This is a genomic window from Acidovorax sp. DW039, from assembly GCF_037101375.1.
In the GTDB taxonomy this organism is placed as follows: Bacteria; Pseudomonadota; Gammaproteobacteria; order Burkholderiales; family Burkholderiaceae_C; genus Acidovorax.
Map to the genome: position 1 here is coordinate 287,692 of NZ_AP029019.1, position 18,047 is coordinate 305,738.

An 18,047-nucleotide genomic window follows, 5' to 3' on the forward strand; every position below is an offset into this window, starting at 1 on the left:
CCAGCGCTTGATTGACAAGCGCAGGCAGCTATCAAAAATATAGCTACCACCCCGCAGGCAAAGGGCCTTGCCACCGGGGGGCACCGCCGCAGTGTTGACTGGCGGCGGGCCGGGGTGCCGCAGGGGCGGCACCTGATTGTTTGTGCTGTGCCCCCATTGCCTTGATCCATGCTCTCCACCGTAGAAAACCCCACTGCCGCCGCCTTGCCTGCTGACGCGGACACCGCCACGCCTGCTGCCGACGCAGCGCTGGAGCGCGAGACCACCAAGCTTGAAAAGCGCCTGGTGCGCCAGGTGGCCCAAGCCATTGGCGACTTCGGCCTGATCGAAGATGGCGACAAGGTGATGGTGTGCGTGTCCGGCGGCAAAGACAGCTACGGCCTGCTCGACGTACTGCGCATGCTGCAGCAGCGCAACGGCAACCGCTTCGAGCTGATCGCCGTCAACCTCGACCAGAAGCAGCCGGGCTTTCCGGCCCATGTGCTGCCTGAATATCTGACGAAGGTGGGCGTGCCCTTCCACATCGAAACGCAAGATACCTACAGCGTCGTCAAAGAGCACATCCCCGAAGGCAAGACCATGTGCAGCCTGTGCAGCCGCCTGCGCCGGGGCATTCTGTACCGCGTGGCCGATGAACTGGGCGCCACCAAGATCGCGCTGGGCCACCACCGCGACGACATGCTGCAGACCTTCTTTTTGAACATGTTCTTTGGCGGCAAGCTCAAGGGCATGCCACCCAAGGTGCAAAGCGACCGGGGCGACCACCTCATCATCCGCCCCCTGGCCTATGTGGCCGAAAGCGACCTCACCCGCTGGGCTGAAATCCGCAATTTCCCCATCATTCCCTGCACGCTGTGCGGCAGCCAGGAGAACCTGCAGCGCAAGCAGATCGGCCAGATGCTGCGCGACTGGCAACAGCTCTACCCCGGCCGCATCGAGAACATGGCCGTGGCGCTGCGCAACCTGGTGCCCTCGCACTTCATGGATACGCGCCAGTTCGACTTCAAGGGCCTGGTGCCCAACGGCGTGGCGGATGCCGATGGCGACAAGGCGTTTGATGCCGAAGAACTTCCAGCACAGGCCGTGGGCATGCTCGGCGGCTTGCCGCTGATGCCCCGCTGAACCCGACCCCTGACGATTTTTTGATTGGGCCACCCCATGACCACGCTCAAAGCCCCCGAACTCCTCCTGCCTGCTGGCTCGCTCGACAAGATGCGCGCCGCCTACGACTTTGGTGCCGACGCGGTGTACGCAGGCCAGCCGCGCTACTCCTTGCGCGCGCGCAACAACGAGTTCCGCCTGGAGCAGATCAAGCAAGGCATTGACGAGGCCCACGCGCGCGGCAAGAAGTTCTTTGTGACCAGCAACCTGATTGCGCACAACGACAAGATCCGCACCTACCTTCGCGACATCGAGCCGGTGATTGACTGCAAGCCGGATGCGCTCATAATGGCCGACCCCGGCCTCATCATGATGGTGAAGGAGAAGTGGCCAGAGACGGAGATTCACCTGTCCGTGCAGGCCAACACCACCAACTGGGCCACGGTGAAGTTCTGGCAGAAGATGGGTGTGTCGCGCATCATCCTCTCGCGCGAGCTCGCCCTGGACGAGATCGAAAAAATCCGCCAGGAATGCCCCGACATGGAGCTGGAAGTGTTTGTGCACGGCGCGCTGTGCATTGCGTACTCGGGCCGATGTTTGCTTAGCGGCTACTTCAACCACCGCGACCCCAACCAGGGCACCTGCACTAACGCCTGCCGCTGGAACTACGCCACGCACGACGCCGACATCGACCCCACCACGGGCGAAGCCATTGCGCAGAAGATGGAAGGCGACTTCAACTTCGAGGCCGCGCAGCAAAAGGCCGAGCAGGCCTTTGCCTCCACCACCGGCAGCGGCCAGCGCCACCCCAAGGCCGACAAGGTCTACCTGATCGAAGAAGCGGGCCGCCCCGGCCAGCTCATGCCCATCATGGAAGACGAGCACGGCACCTACATCATGAACAGCAAGGACCTGCGCGCGGTGGAGCATGTGGCGCGTCTGACGCAGATTGGTGTGGATTCGCTCAAGATCGAAGGCCGCACCAAGAGCCTGTACTACGTGGCGCGCACCGCCCAGGTGTACCGCCGCGCCATCGACGACGCCGTGGCGGGCCGTCCGTTCAACCCCGAGCTGCTGATCGAACTGGAAGGCCTGTCCAACCGCGGCTACACCGGTGGCCTGCTGGAGCGCCGCCCCAGCAACGACTACCAGAACTACATCAGCGGCCACTCCGTCACCCAGCGCAGCCAGTACGTGGGCGAGGTGCTGGGCACCGAGGGCCTGGCCGATGTGGGCCTGAGCGGTGACTGGGTGCTGGTCGAAACCAAGAACCACTTTGCGGTGGGCGACCTGATCGAGGTGGTGCACCCCAGCGGCAACACCACCGTGCGCCTGCACGAAATGCGCAACGTGGAAGGCCAGCCCGTGCAGGTCGCCCAAGGCAGCCCGGTGCGCGTGTGGATTCCGCTGCCTGCACGCTACAGCGGCGCGCTGCTGGCGCGGGTGATTGAGTCGCAACCCCCCGCAGCCCAGCCAGAGCCAGCCTTGGCCGCCTGACATTTTTTGAGAACGCCCCGGGGGCTCCCGCATGACAACTCTTTTTGAATGCAGCCCCCGCCGGGTGGTTGCGGCTGCTGTGCTTGGTGTGGCTTTGTCTGGCGGTGCCAGCGCCCAGGCTCCCACCGTTGCCCCGGCTAAGCAGCGCTACGTACAGGGCTCGTGGGTCAACCTGCGCGAGTCGGCCCAGTCGCAGGCGCGCGTGGTGGCCCAGGTGCCTGCCAACACCGTGCTGCAACAACTCACCGAGCGCGACGGCTGGTGCGCCGTGCTCTATGCGGGCGATGCGCGCCTGGGCCCGCCCTTGCCAGAGCCGGTGCAAGCCCATGTGGCCTGCAACCTGCTGGCCGACCAGCCCCTCACCCTGGCGCAGGCGGGCAAGGATGCTGCCCGCGCCTTCTGGGTGGCACCGTCCCCCAAACGCATGCGTGCCTATGGCAACGCCCTGCCGCGGCCTGCTGCGTTGCAGTTGCCCGCCCTCATCAAGAGCCATACTCCCGAGATGCCCGTGCAGTACCCCACCCGTCCGGAGTGGGAGGCTGCCAAAAAGCTCATGCGTGCCGGGGTGGCGTTGCGCCCGGAGCTGGAAATCGACCGGGGGCGTCCCGTCAATCCGGTGGACGATATCCAGCTGGCAACGCGTGGCACCGAATATCAGCCTGCAGTGGCCCCCTTGAGCAGCAAGCCCGTTCTGGCTGCCATCACACCCTCGTACTTCCGCTCCCACGCCAGCGTAGCCTTGCTGCATGAGACCGACGCCGACGGCCTGGCCGCCGTGGCGGGCACACGCATCAGTGTCATCCCCACGGGCGGACCTTTTGGCTCCTTCAACCGGCATAACGGCCCCGAAATCGAGTTTGTGACCGGCTTCTGGGACATAGGTACGGCCACGCTGGGGTTTGCCCCTGCACTCACCCTGTACGCCATCACCCACCAGGGCCTGGTCGGCGCACGCACTCTGGGCAAGCGCGAGTGGGAAATCAGCAATGCTGATCACTACTGCGGCGGCCACTACCTTGGCAGTGGATTCGACGACCCGCGCGACGACGAAACCGCCCCCGTGCGCGGCTACGCCAAGCTGTCAGACACTGCCGAGGTGCTGGTGCGTCTGGTGGTGCCCGGCAAGCTGCCGCCTGACGCCGCCAAGGTCACCACCCGGCGCTACGCCACCAGCTGGATGGTGCCCGCCGAGCCACCTGAGCGGCCCAAGCCCCAACGCAAGGCCTCTGCCGTGCTGGTGCACGAAATCGACATAGACCGCGACGGCGTGGCCGACATCCTGCGCATCGACACCCCCGCGCCTGGGGGCATGAGCTATGAGCCGATTTTTGACTGGCGCTGGTATTTGAATATCAACGGGCAGTGGTTTCGGGCGGGGGCCTGGGAGGATCAGGAGTGCACGTGAGTGCGAAAGCGGCTTAAGCGTCGGCTTTCCATTGCTTGAGAAGTTTGGGCTGTCTTGCCAAGCCCGGCCAAAGGTACACGGTGTACTTGTCATTCGCCGGGTCCCACTCGTTTTGGATACTCCCGAGACCCGTCATAACCGCCAGAGCCCGGTATGTGCCTGGCTGAACGTGCAGGCGCGGAGCGTCTGGAAAGTGCTCGGTGCAGCCCATTACAACGAGCCGACCAGATGGCACTTCGATGCTGCCTTCGACGGCATGGTCAACATCACCTAAAGAAATGAGCGGATCGCTGTCTTCAATGACGATCTCAACGGGTACCTCGACGTTTCGCAGCGTTCCAGGGCAGACAGCGGACTTCCCGAAGGCTGTCTGGAGAGTCAGGGCTTCTTCTGTCCAAATAGATGCGAAGTCATCTTGCGACTTTTCATCTAGAACGACGAACTGGAAGTAGTCGGCCAAGACGTTGAATGTGTGAATGGAGGGCATGGAGCAGGCTCACTTTAGCGCAGGGTGGGAGCGCCTTCTTCAATCAGAGCAGATGCTCTTGACCACACCGTTTTCAAGCGACACCTGACAGCCGTAGCCTGACGAGAAACTGCTGCATCGGCCTTCCACGACAGTACCGGCCTTGTCAGACTGCGGAATGCATGAGGTCCCGCCACATTCGCTGGATGAGTTGCATAACATGCCAGCCTTGGGGTTGGGCAATTCGCAGGAAAAGTCATTGGGAGTATTCGGGCGCATGGGGCTGTAGGGGTAGGTTCTTTTCCAGAGCCCGTTCTTTACTGTGCACTCCTCCTCCGACTGTATTGACTGCGCTTGCAGCTTCGGCACTGGCGACGATACTGCGCGATCACTGCTTGGCGTGGGAGACTCTGCCTGGACACTGATCGCGACTGCAAGCGCGCCCGCGAGAACGAATCCAAATCGAAAAAACTTTCTTCCGGGATGTGAGTAGTGCATTGATTCCACCAGATTCGTGTGCATCACCGCTGAGTCTGCAGCGTCAATTGGGTCTTGCGGGGCTTTCTGGCCACTCGTTTTACTCATAGGGGACTTGTTGGGAAGGTAAGCTGCCTCGGTGGCTCAGTGCCCGGAGTTAGGCCGCTCACTTCCTCAGATGACCCCCCTCACGGCGTCCCATCATCGTAGACATCGCAGTCAAACCCCTGCAACACTGCCAGTGCCGGCACGGCAAAACGCTTTGGCTCGCTGACCTTGAGCCGTCCCTTGACCCGTTCAGAAGTGATGAACTTGCCGCTCAGGTAATTGACGCTGCTGCGGCCACTTTCCTTGCCTGAGGTCCAGACGGCCTCCTTGCCGATCAACTCAAAGTCGCCGCGCCGCGGGTTGAAACGGAATTGCAGGGTGGTGGAGCCCAGGTCGTCGCCTTCTGCTTTGTCCACCGCAGTGACCAAAAGCGATGCGCCCTTGGCCTCCAGGTTGAAGAACTTCTGGGCACGGCAGTAGCTCGCCGAGGCGGACAGGGGCGTGTACTGGCCGCCCGGTGTACCCGCCAGAACCACGAGGCGGATTTCCATGGGCCGGTCCGAGGGGCCGTTGACTTCGTTGAGGAGCAGGGCGAGGTCTGGCACGCCGTCACCGTTCCAGTCGCCGATGGTAGAGGTCCACTCTACAAAGGTCTGCTGCGGAAACAGCGCGGCAACGGCTGCCTCGGGGCGGGCGTAGGTTGCAGGCTGTGCGTGGGCTGTGGGCATCGCCGTGCTCAGCAGGGTGAGCAGACCGGTGATGACGGGCAGGGCGTGTGGGATGCGTGGCATGAATGGCTGAACCCGTGGGGAAAATTGGCGGGGCTGTGGGGAGTGGAGTGCCGCCGTCGCGTCACTCCATCCAGGCCTGGAATGCCCGCTTCCAGTGCTTGAGCTCGTAGCGCTCGCCGTCGTACGAGACGGTGGCGCTGAGGGGCTTTTTCTTGTCGCTGCGGTGGGCCGTCAGGCGCAGGTCGGCAAAGCCGTGCGAGGCCGTGGGTGCCACCGAGATCACGATGTTGGTTTCGGTGCGTGGAGCCTCTTCGCCCCCGCAGCGGTTGCCGCTGCCGTAGGTCCAGTGCCGCATGGTTTCCGTTAGCACGGGGCGCAGGGTTTTGCCTGCGATGACGAACAGCGTCAGTTCATCGTCAAAGCCGCCTTCGTAGGTGCAGCGGTCGCGGAAGGTTTGCAGGCGCACCCCAAAAGCGCGGACGGTGCCCGAGAGTTGGTACCGCGCTGTGTCCAGGCTCAGCGAGGAGGCCGAGACTTCAGACGCCGCGTTTTCCGGAATCACGCCCTTGTAGGAGGCCGTGATGCGCCCCGGGGGATCGATGACGGCCAGCAGCAATTGCTTTTCATACTCGGTGCCTGCGTCGTAGGCGAATGCTGCGAGCGTCTTGGACGGGTCTGCAGGCCATGCCTTGCACACGCCCGCCACGATGAGCCCACCGTTTTCCGCGCTGGGGTACATGCCATCGGCGGGATAGGCAAAGTGCTTCAGGCCAAAGTGCTTCAGGCCAAAGTGCTGTGCCAGTTGCTGAACGATGGCTTGGCTGCAGCGCCCGGTTGGGTCATGGGGTGTGGTCTGTGCCTGGGCGGCCATGCCCCAGCTGAGGGTAGTGCAGAGCAGAAAGGCTTGGGCTGCGTGGCGGGTTCGCATGGTGTTGTTGTGCTGGTGGGTCGAGAAGAGGGCCGAAGGGGATCAAAGAGGGGCTGAATGGACCTTGGGGCAAGGCACCTCACATGGTCGAATGTCTTGGCTGGCTGCGCAAGCTTTGCGTGCGCTGGGGGTTGATCTCTGTCGCTTCATCGCCATGCCGCTTTGAACAGGTTCTCAGATCACACAGCACCCATCCATGCGAATCCACTCACCCTCTTTGGCCCGGCTGCCGCAGCAGTGCCCCCAGCACTAGTGCCTCGGCCACCACTTCAAATCCTTCTTCCAGCGTGGCCATCAGGGGCGGCAGCTCGGGCAGGTGGGGCCAGTGGGACTGCGCCTCGGGCCACTGGTCTACCGCAATGGCAAGCCACCCCACGGCCAGACCGGCCCACAGCAGGGCGCGGGTGCCGGGGTGCAGCAGGGCGCGGTGCAGCCAGGCCAGGGTAAGCAGCCCGATCACCGCCACGGCCAGCATGGGGGCTTCGCGCACCGTGCTGTATTGGCAGGCGGCGGTCCATTCGTGGCAGCGAAACTTCCACAGCTCGTGCAGCATGAATTGCTCGTCCAGCGCCAGCACCGCGAAGGCGAGCGTGAGCCAGGCACCCAGCAGTGGAGGCAGGGCGCGTTCGCCCATCAACCGCAGGGTGGTGATGCTGAGGGTAAGCAGCAGCGCGCTCGACAGCCAGGCCACGGGCGAAGCGTCTGAACGAAAGGCGCGTTCCCACGCCGGGGCCAGTATCCACGTACTGAGCAGCAGATAGGCGGCCACCCCCAGCAGCAGGGCAGGGGCCAGCCCCCGATGGGGTTCGGGGGGGCGGTGGGGCAGGGACGCAAACAGGGTGTGTGACATGGGCCAGCCAGGGCGTGGAAGAGGATTCGATTTTCGGGGGGGCGCAGCCCATGTACGGGTGTTTGATAAAAAAATGGCTCTAGCGCCCGTTGGATAAGCGCAAGCAGCTATTGTTTTGATAGTACTTTTGTGGGGCGTGTCGCTGGCGGATGCGTGCCGTCTCGCCAGGGCCAGGGATGAAGCGCAGAATGCCTGCCGCCCGCCCTACTTTTTTGATCGGCCATGTCTGTCCAGATGGATCCACCCCGCAGCCCTGTGCCCGCCGTGGCGCAGGTGCTGGCCGAGGCCGCCTTGCAGCGGCAGAACATGCTGCTGGGCACGGACAAAGACAAGCCGGTTGCGCCGCCCGCTGCACCGGGCCAGGGCACGCCGGGGTCTGCTGCAGGCCCTGTGAGCAAGCCCCCGTTGCCAGAAGGCGCTGCCGATGCGCCGCAGGCGGCCCGGGTCAGCCTCTCGCCCCAGGCCAGCCAAGCGCTGCAGGCGCAGGCACGTGGGCAAGCCCCGGTGCCAAGGTCAGCAGACGGCCCGCCCGCCGGGCGGGGTGCCGGGGCAACCTCTTTACCGACTGCCTCGGCGTCTGCATCCACTTCTTCTGCGGCTTCCGCCGTGGGCGCTGCCACGCAGGCGGGCTGGCCTGCGTCGGGGGTGACTCCCGCCATGCGGGGTTTGCTGGATGCGCTGGTGCAGCAGCTCACCCCTGCAGCGCCGCAGCGGGTGGTGGTGGCGCAACCTTGGGGCCATGTCTATGGAGGTGACGCGGGCTTACCTGCCGAGGCTGATCTGCCGCCGCTGCAGACCTGGCTGGTAGGCCAGGGCCAGGTGCTGACGGAGCAGGGCGCACGCAGCTTCACCGCCACATTGCGCGTGCCTGCGGCCTGGCTGCAGGGGTTGCCGCAGGCTGCTTCATCTTTGGCAGAGCAGCCTGCAGCCCCAGACTCCAGCGCTTTGCAGGCGGCTTTTGCCGGGCGAGCCCAGGCGCTGGCGGGTGGGGTGTTTGCCCTGGTGCTGCAGCCGGGTGGGGGCGTGCATGGCGCAGGGGGTACATCCACCAGCGCCTTGCTCTCGCTGGAGCTGGCGCCCTGGGCGGGGGCTTTGGGTGGTGCGGGGGCTCTGGTGTATGGGCGCGACCAGCTCCAGACCCGCAACGACCCCTGGCTGCAGATGCTGGCGCTGCAGGCCAGTGGCTACGGGCGCGAAGAGGAAGAGGCCGACCAGCGCCGCCGTGCACGCGGCCATTGCGATGCCCCCGGCTGCCCTTACGCAGGCCGTGCGCCCTGTGAGCAGCCGTTTTGCTTGGCGCAGCGTGTGGTGCCGGTGCAGGCAGTGCCGCCCTGCGAGCGGGCATAAAAAAGCCGCCCTGTGGTGAGGGCGGCTTGGCCGGGCGCTTGTGGCGCTCCAGGATTCGGGGCGCTGGCGGTGGGCCAGCGCTGCGAAAAAATCAGATCTGGGCGGGGCTCATGGATACAGACCGCGCATTTCGCGGGCGTGCAGGATGCGCTGGCAGGCCACGATGAAGGTGGCGGTGCGCAGCGTGACCTTGTGCTGCTGGGCCACTTGCCACACGCCGTCAAAGGCCTCTTGCATGATGCGCACCAGGCGGGCGTTGATCTCGTCCTCGCTCCAGAAGAAGCTGGAGAAATCCTGCACCCACTCGAAGTAGCTCACCGTCACGCCACCAGCGTTGGCAATCACGTCGGGCAGCACCAGCACGCCCTTGTCGGCCAGGATGTCATCGGCCTCGGGGGTGGTGGGGCCGTTGGCGCCTTCAATCACCAGCTTGGCGGTGATGCGGGCGGCGTTGTCCTTGGTGATCTGGCCTTCCAGCGCAGCGGGGATAAGGATGTCGCACTGCACGCCCCAGAACTCGTCGTTGGCCATGGTTTCCGCACCGGCAAAACCGCCCACGCCACCGTGTTGCTTCACATGGGCCAGCAGGGCGGGCACGTCCAGGCCATCGCTCTTGAAGATGGTGCCGGTGTGGTCTTGCACAGCCACTACCTTGGCACCCGCCTCGGCAAACAGCTTGCCTGCAATGCCACCCACGTTGCCAAAGCCCTGTACGGCCACCTTGGCACCGGCAATGGCCAGGCCCGTGCGCTTGGCCGCTTCCACGCCCACGGTGAACACGCCGCGGCCTGTGGCTTCCACACGGCCCAGCGAGCCGCCCAGATCGATTGGCTTGCCGGTGACCACGCCAGTGGCGGTGGCACCGGTGTTCATGGAGTAGGTGTCCATCATCCAGGACATGATCTGGCCGTTGGTGTTCACGTCGGGCGCTGGGATGTCCTTGGAGGGGCCGATCAGCAGGCCGATCTCGCTGGTGTAGCGGCGGGTCAGGCGCTCCAGCTCACCGCGCGAGAGCTTCTTGGGATCGACACGGATACCGCCCTTGGCACCGCCGTAGGGCACGTTCACCGCGGCGTTCTTGATCGACATCCAGGCCGACAGCGCCATCACTTCAGACAGCGTCACGTCCTGGTGAAAACGCACGCCACCCTTGCCGGGGCCGCGGCTGAGGTTGTGCTGCACACGGTAGCCCTCAAAGTGGGCGATGGTGCCGTTGTCCAGCTCGATGGGCACATCCACCACCAGCATGCGCTTGGGGCGCTTGAGCGTCTCGACCCAGCGGGCCAAGTGGCCCAGGTAAGGGGTGACGCGGTCCACCTGCTGCAGATAGATACCCCAGGGGCCGAGGTGGTCGGCCTGCAGGTACGAGGGCAGGGGATGGTGGGTGTGGGCGGGTGTGCCAGAGGGGGTTGTCATGTTGAATTTCCTTGTGGGAACAGTCCAGGCCGCGAAGCTTATGCCTGCGGTGTAACGGTGTCCAAGGCCAGTCTGTATGCGGGTTATGCATCAGATGCATAACGTGCCGGATGCATGAGAATCCGCTGCGGGGCGGGCGCTGGACATCCATGGTTTGCAATTTCCATACCCCTGCGAAGCCGGGGAAACCGCCCGTGCGAGCGTCACCGGGCAGCGCGTTTGCCGGTCTTTGGGGATCAGGTTCTAAGATTGGCCCATGAGCACCCTCAATTGCCCCGCCTGCGCCGCCCCTTGCCAGCCCAACGCCCGTTTTTGCGGGCAGTGCGGGCAGGTGCTGGTCTCTCGCGCAGCGCCTGCGCCTTTGGATATCGACTTTGATCCTGATGACGAGCTGGACGGCCCCGCCGACCCAGAAGCGGACACCCGGCCTGCGCCGCTGGAGTTTTCGTCCTCGGTCATGTCGGAGGAAGTCGACCTGCTGCTGGATGACGGCCCTGGCCCTGCGCCGGTGGCAGCACCCACGCCTGCCTTGGCACCCGCCGAGCCTGCAGCCGCAACACCTTCGCCCGATGCCAAGGGCGTTTCAGCCGTCGCCACTGCCATCTTGGCCACAAGTGGGGCTGGCCAGCTTGCAACCGAGGCGGGGCCTTTTACCAAGCCCTCTGCGTCGCCTGAACTCCCCCCGCCTGAACTCCCACCTTCGCCCCCATCGGCCCCGCAGAGCGGTTCTGGCTGGACGGCCGCACTCTATGCCGCACTGGGCTTTGCCGTGGTGGCCCTGACTGCAGCGCTCGCGTGGTGGTTGTGGGGTGGCAAACCCGCTGTGTCTTCCCCATCCGTTGCGGGCAAGGCGCCGGTGATTGCCGTAGAGCAAGCCTCGCCCGGCACAGCTCCCGCAGTTGTTGCACCTGCTGCACCTGCCGTACCCGCTGTGCCTGTGACGACTCCCCCCCCAGCAGAGGCCCCTGCGGATGCTTCTGCCGTGCCTCCGGCAACCCGCTCTGCAGCCCCCGCTGCCCGGCCTGCGGGCAATGGCCCGGTGGCGGCCAACCCTGCTGCGGGCAGCGAGCCACCCTGGCCGCATGGCGGCTCGCGTGAGCCTGCGCCGCCTTCGCTGTCGCGCCCCGCCAGCCCACCCACGCCTGTGGCAGAGGGCCTGGGGCCCCTGCGCGCAGCCCTGCGCCAGTGCGACCGTGACGACAACCTGCTGACTCGCGGCGTGTGTGTGGTGCGTGCTCGCCACCAGCACTGCGGCAGCCATTGGGGCAAGGTACCTGAATGCCCCATGAGCAACCGCAACAACGACCCCTACACCAGCAACTGACAGCTGCTACTGGCAAGTCAACACCGCACCCAAGAGCCAAGACCCAAAAGCCAAGAGGGAACCCACCATGAGCCCGCACTCCGCCCATCACCATGCACACACGCGCCTGGATGCGCACATTGACAGCCGCATTGAAGCGCGGGTCGATCACCCGTACTCGCTGCTGCGCCTGCCCGAGGCGCTGACCTGCTGGCCCGCGCTGGCGGTGCTGGCAGCGTCTTTTCTGGTGGCGGCGCTGGTGTTTGCTTTGGGCGGGCTCATGGGGCGGCTGTGGCTGGGTTTCATGCTGCTGTTCTCGCTGGTGGCCGTGGTGGTGTGCCTGGCGGGTATCAGCGGTGCGGGCACCTGCCTGTCTGACCTGGCCCACCGCAGGCCCTACCGCAGCCTGACCAGCTACTTTCTGGCCGGGCTGCTGTGCCTGCCCAAGCTGCTGGGGGCCGTGCTGCTCATGACGGGGGCCGTGGTGCTGCTTTTTGTGGGGCTCGCACTGGTGTTTGCGGTGTGCAAGATTCCGCTGCTCGGCCCCCTGATGCTGGTGGTGGCCGTGCCGGTGGCGGTGCTGCTGGTGGCTGCGCTGATGATGGCGCTGTACGTGGCGTCTTCCATTGTGGGCCCCGCGCTGTGGGACGGCGAGCGGGTGATGCACGCGCTGTCCATCGCCTGGCATATTGCGCGCCACCACCCGCTGGCCGCCATCGGCAAGATCGTGGGGGGCATGTTGCTGTCGGCCATCTTCGCGTCGGTGCTGTTTGGCCTGCTGGCCTCGGCATCGGCCCTGGTGGGCGGCTTGGCCGCCTCGGTGATTGGCTTTGGCACGCAGGCGCATCCGTTGTACATGATGGACGGTGCCTTCAGCGGCCACATGATGGGCACGGGTGTGGGCTTCAGCCTGGTGTTTGCGCTGGCCTCCGCGCTGGTGTTCCTGCTGCCGCTCATGGTGGGGGTGCTGACCTGGTGCGAGTTTTCAGCGCTGGTGGATCTGGACAGCATTCGCCAGGCTGCCGACGAAAAACTGCAGGACGTGAACACCAAAATGGCGGACCTCAAGGGCAAGGCACAGGCCTATGGGGCCAGCGACAAGGCTGCAGGTTCTTCGGCAGCCGCCTCCTACTCTGCCGAACCGGCCGCACCCGCTCAGGCAGGGCCTGCATCTGCTGCTGCAGCCCCGGCGTCCCTCTCGCCTGCTTTGCCCCTGCCTGCACCAGAGCCGGTGTCTGATCCGGCTTCCACCCCCGCCGCAGAACCTGCGGCCGCGCAGGCCACGACCTGCCCGCAATGCCACAGCGCCGTGCAGCCTAGCGACCGCTTTTGCCAGCAGTGCGGGAAAAGTCTGCAAGGGCCTCAGGCCGGATAAAGGGATAGAGGCGCGGTGGGTTACTCCACCTTGATCTTTTCCAGCGCCGGGTCGCCGGGCGGGTAGCGCAGCTGCAGTCCTTGCAGCGCGGCGCGCAGCACGGTGGCAATCATCAGGTTGCGGTGGGTTTTGGAGTCTGCGGGCACGATGGTCCACGGCGCCCAGGGCGTGTGGGTGGCGGCCAGCAGTTGCTCGTAGGCGCGCTGGTAGTCGTCCCACTGCGCGCGGGCAGTCAGGTCGCTGCGATCAAACTTCCAGTGCTTGGAGGGGTCGTCCAGGCGCTCCTGCAGGCGCTGACGCTGCTCGTCCTTGCTGATGTGCAGCATGAACTTGAGCACCACCGTGCCGGTCTCGCACAGCATGCGCTCAAAGTCGTTGATATGGGCCAGCCGCTGGCGGTGCTGCTCGGGTGTGATCCAGCCGTTGACCGGGGGCACCAGCACGTCTTCGTAGTGGCTGCGGTTGAAGACGGTGATCTCCCCCGCAGCAGGCACCTGCTGGTGGATGCGCCAGAGGTAGTCCCGCGCACGCTCGGGCTCGGTGGGGGCCTTCCAGCCCACGGTGTGCACGCCCAGCGCACTCATGCGGCCAAACACGCCGCGGATGGTGCCGTCCTTGCCCGAGGTGTCGGTGCCCTGCAGCACCACCAGCAGCTTGTAGCGGCGGTCGGCGTAAAACAGGTTTTGCAGTGCGTCCAGCTCCACGGCCAGGGCTTCCACCGCTGCCTTGTCCTCCGCCTTGCTGCCCAGCGAGAACGGTTTGGCACCGGGGTTCAGGTCCTTCAGCGAAACCGCCTGGCCCGCCCGGGGTTGCCATGCAGACCAGCGCGGGTGCAAGGCGCTTTGCGCAGCCTGCATCCAGGCGGGGGGTGTGGAGGAGGGGGATGGCTGGGCGGACAGAGGGGTGAGAGGGGCCGGTGTGGGCATGTGTTTTCCGGTGTTTTCAGGGTAGGGCGTCTGGTGCCGAAGATACCAGCCGCCCGCCCTCAAGGCCAGCGCGATCCCATCCTCTGTGTACTATCAAAAATATAGCTGCCAGCGCTTGTTGAATAAGCGCTGGAAGGCATTTTTGCTCAGATGGTTGTTACGCCATCAGAACCGCATCAAAACGCCACCTGCACCCCGGCCACCACCTGGCGGCCCATGCCTGGAATGACGGTGAGCGCGCCCCACGAGGCGGTGTAGTAGGTCTTGTCGAACAGGTTGTGCACGTCCAGCGTCAGGCGCGTGCGCTTGTCGATCTGCCAGTAACCGGTGATGCGCGCCGTGGTGTAGGCAGGCAGGCGGTAAGTGTCGGTGGCGGTGCCTGTGCGCTCGCCCACATGCACCAGGCCGCCGCCCAGGCCGTAGCGGCCACCCCAGGGGGCCTGGTCCTCGCGGATGGCGAACAGGCCCGCACTCACACGCGGCACGTTCAGCAGGCGCTTGCCGAGCAAGGCGGGGTTGTTGTCGCGGGTCACTTCGGTGTCGGTGTAGGCCAGGTTGGCCGTCATGCGCCAGTGGGTGTCGATCTGCCCGGCCACGTCCAGCTCCAGCCCGCGGCTGCGCACTTCGCCCGCCGCAATGTTGAAGTTGGCATTGGTGGGGCTGCGCGTGAGCACGTTGGACTTGCGGATGTCAAACAGCGCCACGCTCGCGTTCAGGCGCTGGTCGGGCGACTGCCACTTGGCCCCCACTTCAAATGCCTTGCCCTTTTGCGGGTCAAACGCATGGCCCTGTTCATCCGTGCCCGCATTGGGGCGGAACGAGCGGCCCGCCGAGGCGTAGACCGAGGTGTTCGCGTCGATCAGGTACGTCACGCCGATGCGCGGCGTGGTGGCCGAATGCGACTGCACCTGGCGCTTGCCCGCCATCAGGTCTTCGTTGTCCTGGTGGAAGCGGTCAAAGCGCACCCCGGCCAGCAGCTTCCATTGGGCGCTCAGGTCCATCTGGTCCTGCACAAACAGACCCGTGGCGCGCAGCCGGTCATTGAGCAGGTAGCCCTGTGCCAGCGGGGCCGATGGCACGGTGCCATAGGTGGGGTTGTAGATGTCGATGGGGTATTTTTGCGGCGAGTACTTGATGTCCTGGCCCGAGGTCAGATGCCACGAATCCACCCCGGCCAGCACCGTGTGGCGCAGCGTGCCGGTGGTGATCTTGCCTTCCACTTCGGCCTGCACCGATGTGTCGCGTGAAGGCAGAGAGCGCCAGCTGTCGCTGCGCGCCAGCGTGCGCCCGTCACTGCCCAGCAGGCCGATCTGTCCGGTGCCGAAATCGACGGCATTGCCGTACAGATCGGTCTCGCGGTACGAAGCGCCCAGGCGCGTGCGCCAGCCTTGGCCCAGGTCGTGGTCCAGCGTGAGCTGGTGGGTGTCGCCATTGACGTGCAGGTTGCCCCGGTCCGGCTCGCCCAGGAAGCGGTCACGCGGCACAGCGCCCACGTTGCCGTTGATCTGCACCAGGCCCCGGTCCAGCGGGGTGCGGATGCGGATGAACTCGGCCTCGTAGTTCAGCACCGTGTCGCGGCCCAGGTTCCAGGTGACGGCGGGGGCCACCACCATCTTGCGGTTGTCTACCAGATGGCTGCGGCTGGCACCGTCTTCGGCCGCCACGTTCAAGCGGTAGGCCACATCGGTGCCCAGCGGGCCGGTGGTGTCGAGCGTGGCGCGCCGGTACCCCAGCGTGCCCACCTGCACACCTGCCTTGTGGGCGGCGGTGAACTGGGGCTTTTTGGTGACCACATTGAGCGTACCGCCGGGCTCGCTGCTGCCATACAGCGCCGCAGCCGGGCCCTTGAGGAATTCAATGCGCTCCACGCTGGCCACATCGCGCTGCGGACCATAGCCCCGGTTGGAGGCAAAGCCGTTGAGCAACTGGCCCCCGTCGGTATTGCTGAAGCCGCGAATGGCGTAGTTGTCCCAGGTGCCGCCAAAGTCGTTGAGGCGGGTGATGCCGCTCACAAAGTCCACCGTGTCGGCCAGACGGCGGGCGCCCAGGTCTTCCATGAGCTGCTGGGGCACCACGCGCACGGCCTGCGGGGTTTCGATGAGGGGCGTGTCGGTGCGGGTGGCGGCAGTGTTGCGCTGTGCGCCCTGATAGCCCTGGCTGGCGGGTGCTTCGCGCACCTGCACTTCCGAGAGGGCGGGGCTGGCGATGGCATCTGCGGGCGAAGGGGCGCTGGTCTGTGCCAGCGCGGCGGCTGAGGTAAAGGCACACAGCGTCAGCGCTGCGTGGGCAATGGCCGAGAGGCGAAGGGACCGTTGAATCTGGAAATGCATCGCAAAACAGGGGGGTGCGCCGTCAACGCACCCCCAGGTAAAGAGGGTAGTGAAGCGAATGTGACAAGCGCCGCCCTTGGTTCGTAAACCGCGCGGAGCGGGCTTGTGACGTGAGGGAGGTGATTATCTTTACAAATGCGACTAATTCGCATTTGCTTTCAATAAATATGTGACGCTATGGCGTTCGCGCTACACCGGCCGCAGGTCTGTTGTGCAGGCCCTACCGCTTTCCTACTGCTTTCCCTCAGCAATCTCCATCAAGGCCACAAACCGGCGCGCTCCCAAACCCAATGGCCTTTCCTTGGACCAGACCACATCCACCCACAGGGCAGCGCCGTTGCTCAGGTTCTCAAAAGGCATCTCCACCAGCGTGCCTGCCGCAATGCGGGGCTGTACCAGCGCACGCGGCTGCCAGCCCCAGCCCAGGCCCGCTTCGATCAGGCCCAGTGCGGCCAGATGGTTGTCGGTGCGCCAGTGGTGGCGGGCAAAAACAAAGCGCGGGTCGGTCTGGGCCAGGTCGCGGCTGGCCACCACGATCTGGCGCGTGGTGGTCAGGTGCTCCTCGCGCAGCATGGCGCGCTGCGCGGGCTCGCCCCGGGCCTGTGCGGCATCGCGTGCGGCCACCAGCACGGGGTGCTGCGGTGCCATCACGGCCACCAGCGTCTCGGTGCCCACTTCCTGAAAACCCTCGCGCCCGTCGATGCTGGGTCGCTCAAACACCAGCGCCAGTTGCGCGCGGCCACTGTGCAGCAGCGCCAGCGCATCCACCTGCGGGGCGGTCAGCACCTCCACCTGCAGCAGGGGGTACTCCTGCGCCAGCGCGGCCAGGGGGGCCGTCCAGCGTGATGCCAGCAGCTCTGGGGCAATCGCCAGGGTCAGCCGCTCTTCCAGCCCCTGCGTCAGCGCTAGCGCCTGGGCGTTGAGTTGCTGCAGCTGCCCGGCCAGCAGGCGCGCCTGTGGCTCCAGCGCGCGTGCGGCGGCGGTGGGGCGGGGCTCGCGGCCGCTGCGGTCAAACAGGGGCACGGCCAGCTCGGCCTCCAGGTGGGCGATGGTCATGCTCACGGCCGACGGCACCCGCGAGAGAGCCCGCGCCGCGGCGGAAAACGAGCCGTGGTCCAGCGCTGCGAGGAACACCTGCACGCTGTCAGACGTGAATGCCATGGGTCACTTGTCAGAAAAACTGAAAGAAGCTGACTTTATATATCAGCATGGCACACATAAAGTGCAGTCCATGGCACCTTCCCACTCTCCTTTCAGCCTGCAGGGCATTCAACGCCGCGTGGTGTACGTCACGCTGTACGAACTGATCGCCATCATTGTTGCCACCTTCGGCTTGGCGGCCCTCACGGGGCAGAGCGCATCGCATTCCAGCGTGGCCTCGGTGGCCGCCTCGGCCGTGGCCGTGGTCTGGAACATCGTCTTCAACTGGGCCTTTGAGCGCTGGGAATCCCGCCAGGCCGTGCGCGGGCGCAGCGTGGCCCGCCGGGTAGCCCACGCCATCGGTTTTGAAGGGGGGCTCGTGTTCACCCTGGTGCCACTGTTTGCTTGGTGGTTCAACGTGAGCCTGTGGCAGGCCTTTGTGATGGACCTGGCGCTGATCGTCTTCTTCCTTTGCTACACCTTTGTCTTCAACTGGGTGTTTGACCGGGTGTTTGGCCTGCCTGCGTCGGCCATGGCAACGCCTGCGCAGGCGTGAGTCGGCACTGATTGCGCTCTCCCCCTTAAAATCAGCGCTTCGCCCAAGGAGCGTTGCAGCGGCGGCCTGATTCCACCCCACGGTGGCTGGCTGCCGTCAGGCTTGGGCACCTTGCCCCGCCCATAACGACGCTCACCTGTTTTGTCCGTGT

Annotated in this window: 15 protein-coding genes and 1 riboswitch; of the genes, 7 read left to right on the forward strand and 8 right to left on the reverse strand. The window is 65.3% G+C overall.

Features of this window, described 5'->3' with window-relative positions; translation table 11 throughout:
* Positions 1-168 precede the first annotated feature (168 nt).
* From ttcA to AACH87_RS01295, 3 genes are read left to right on the forward strand one after another with little or no spacing between them, the layout of a single operon-like run.
* On the forward strand, positions 169-1,122 hold the full coding sequence (gene ttcA, locus AACH87_RS01285) for a tRNA 2-thiocytidine(32) synthetase TtcA (protein WP_338796902.1): 954 nt from the start codon (positions 169-171) through the stop codon (positions 1,120-1,122).
* Positions 1,123-1,158: 36 nt separating this feature from the next.
* Positions 1,159-2,598: a tRNA 5-hydroxyuridine modification protein YegQ gene (gene yegQ / locus AACH87_RS01290; protein ID WP_338796903.1), complete on the forward strand. Its 1,440-nt coding sequence runs from the start codon at positions 1,159-1,161 to the stop codon at positions 2,596-2,598.
* A gap of 31 nt (positions 2,599-2,629) precedes the next feature.
* Positions 2,630-4,003: an SH3 domain-containing protein gene (locus AACH87_RS01295; RefSeq protein WP_338796904.1), complete on the forward strand. Its 1,374-nt coding sequence runs from the start codon at positions 2,630-2,632 to the stop codon at positions 4,001-4,003.
* Positions 4,004-4,016: 13 nt separating this feature from the next.
* Here the strand turns inward: AACH87_RS01295 and AACH87_RS01300 are convergent, their stop codons facing one another.
* The 4 genes from AACH87_RS01300 to AACH87_RS01315 all read right to left on the reverse strand — a co-directional run bounded on the left by AACH87_RS01300 (position 4,017) and on the right by AACH87_RS01315 (position 7,503).
* The gene (locus tag AACH87_RS01300; RefSeq protein ID WP_338796905.1) at positions 4,017-4,490 is read right to left on the reverse strand and encodes a hypothetical protein; all 474 of its coding nucleotides are present in this window, start codon (positions 4,488-4,490) and stop codon (positions 4,017-4,019) included.
* 644 nt (positions 4,491-5,134) lie between these two features.
* Positions 5,135-5,785 carry a hypothetical protein gene (locus tag AACH87_RS01305; protein ID WP_338796907.1) on the reverse strand — a complete coding sequence of 217 codons (651 nt, stop codon included), beginning with the start codon at positions 5,783-5,785 and terminating at the stop codon, positions 5,135-5,137.
* A gap of 61 nt (positions 5,786-5,846) precedes the next feature.
* On the reverse strand, positions 5,847-6,653 hold the full coding sequence (locus tag AACH87_RS01310) for a hypothetical protein (RefSeq protein WP_338796908.1): 807 nt from the start codon (positions 6,651-6,653) through the stop codon (positions 5,847-5,849).
* Positions 6,654-6,861: 208 nt separating this feature from the next.
* Positions 6,862-7,503 (reverse strand): hypothetical protein, encoded by a 642-nt coding sequence (locus tag AACH87_RS01315; protein ID WP_338796909.1) that lies wholly within the window; start codon positions 7,501-7,503, stop codon positions 6,862-6,864.
* 222 nt (positions 7,504-7,725) lie between these two features.
* Here AACH87_RS01315 and AACH87_RS01320 point away from each other — a divergent pair, with 222 nt between their 5' ends.
* Positions 7,726-8,850 carry a hypothetical protein gene (locus AACH87_RS01320; RefSeq protein ID WP_338796910.1) on the forward strand — a complete coding sequence of 375 codons (1,125 nt, stop codon included), beginning with the start codon at positions 7,726-7,728 and terminating at the stop codon, positions 8,848-8,850.
* A 108-nt stretch (positions 8,851-8,958) separates the two neighbouring features.
* On the opposite strand, the gene AACH87_RS01325 is transcribed toward AACH87_RS01320, so the two are convergent.
* Positions 8,959-10,266 carry a Glu/Leu/Phe/Val dehydrogenase gene (locus tag AACH87_RS01325; protein ID WP_338796911.1) on the reverse strand — a complete coding sequence of 436 codons (1,308 nt, stop codon included), beginning with the start codon at positions 10,264-10,266 and terminating at the stop codon, positions 8,959-8,961.
* Between the two features lie 256 nt (positions 10,267-10,522).
* Between AACH87_RS01325 and AACH87_RS01330 the strand changes: the two genes are divergently transcribed.
* Together AACH87_RS01330 and AACH87_RS01335 are read left to right on the forward strand one after the other, a co-directional pair.
* Positions 10,523-11,590 carry a zinc ribbon domain-containing protein gene (locus AACH87_RS01330; RefSeq protein WP_338796912.1) on the forward strand — a complete coding sequence of 356 codons (1,068 nt, stop codon included), beginning with the start codon at positions 10,523-10,525 and terminating at the stop codon, positions 11,588-11,590.
* A 67-nt stretch (positions 11,591-11,657) separates the two neighbouring features.
* Positions 11,658-12,944 (forward strand): zinc ribbon domain-containing protein, encoded by a 1,287-nt coding sequence (locus tag AACH87_RS01335; protein WP_338796913.1) that lies wholly within the window; start codon positions 11,658-11,660, stop codon positions 12,942-12,944.
* 20 nt (positions 12,945-12,964) lie between these two features.
* On the opposite strand, the gene AACH87_RS01340 is transcribed toward AACH87_RS01335, so the two are convergent.
* The 3 genes from AACH87_RS01340 to AACH87_RS01350 form a co-directional block, all read right to left on the reverse strand.
* On the reverse strand, positions 12,965-13,801 hold the full coding sequence (locus AACH87_RS01340; protein WP_338798817.1) for a PPK2 family polyphosphate kinase: 837 nt from the start codon (positions 13,799-13,801) through the stop codon (positions 12,965-12,967).
* 245 nt (positions 13,802-14,046) lie between these two features.
* Positions 14,047-16,200 carry a TonB-dependent siderophore receptor gene (locus AACH87_RS01345; RefSeq protein WP_338796914.1) on the reverse strand — a complete coding sequence of 718 codons (2,154 nt, stop codon included), beginning with the start codon at positions 16,198-16,200 and terminating at the stop codon, positions 14,047-14,049.
* Positions 16,201-16,431: 231 nt separating this feature from the next.
* Entirely contained in the window at positions 16,432-17,361 is a 930-nt protein-coding gene (locus AACH87_RS01350; protein WP_338796915.1) for a LysR family transcriptional regulator, read from the reverse strand.
* 97 nt (positions 17,362-17,458) lie between these two features.
* Here AACH87_RS01350 and AACH87_RS01355 point away from each other — a divergent pair, with 97 nt between their 5' ends.
* Complete coding sequence (locus AACH87_RS01355) at positions 17,459-17,896, forward strand: PACE efflux transporter (RefSeq protein ID WP_338798818.1); 438 nt, start codon at positions 17,459-17,461, stop codon at positions 17,894-17,896.
* Between the two features lie 39 nt (positions 17,897-17,935).
* Positions 17,936-18,037: riboswitch (S-adenosyl-L-homocysteine riboswitch) on the forward strand.
* The last annotated feature ends 10 nt before the right edge of the window (positions 18,038-18,047 follow it).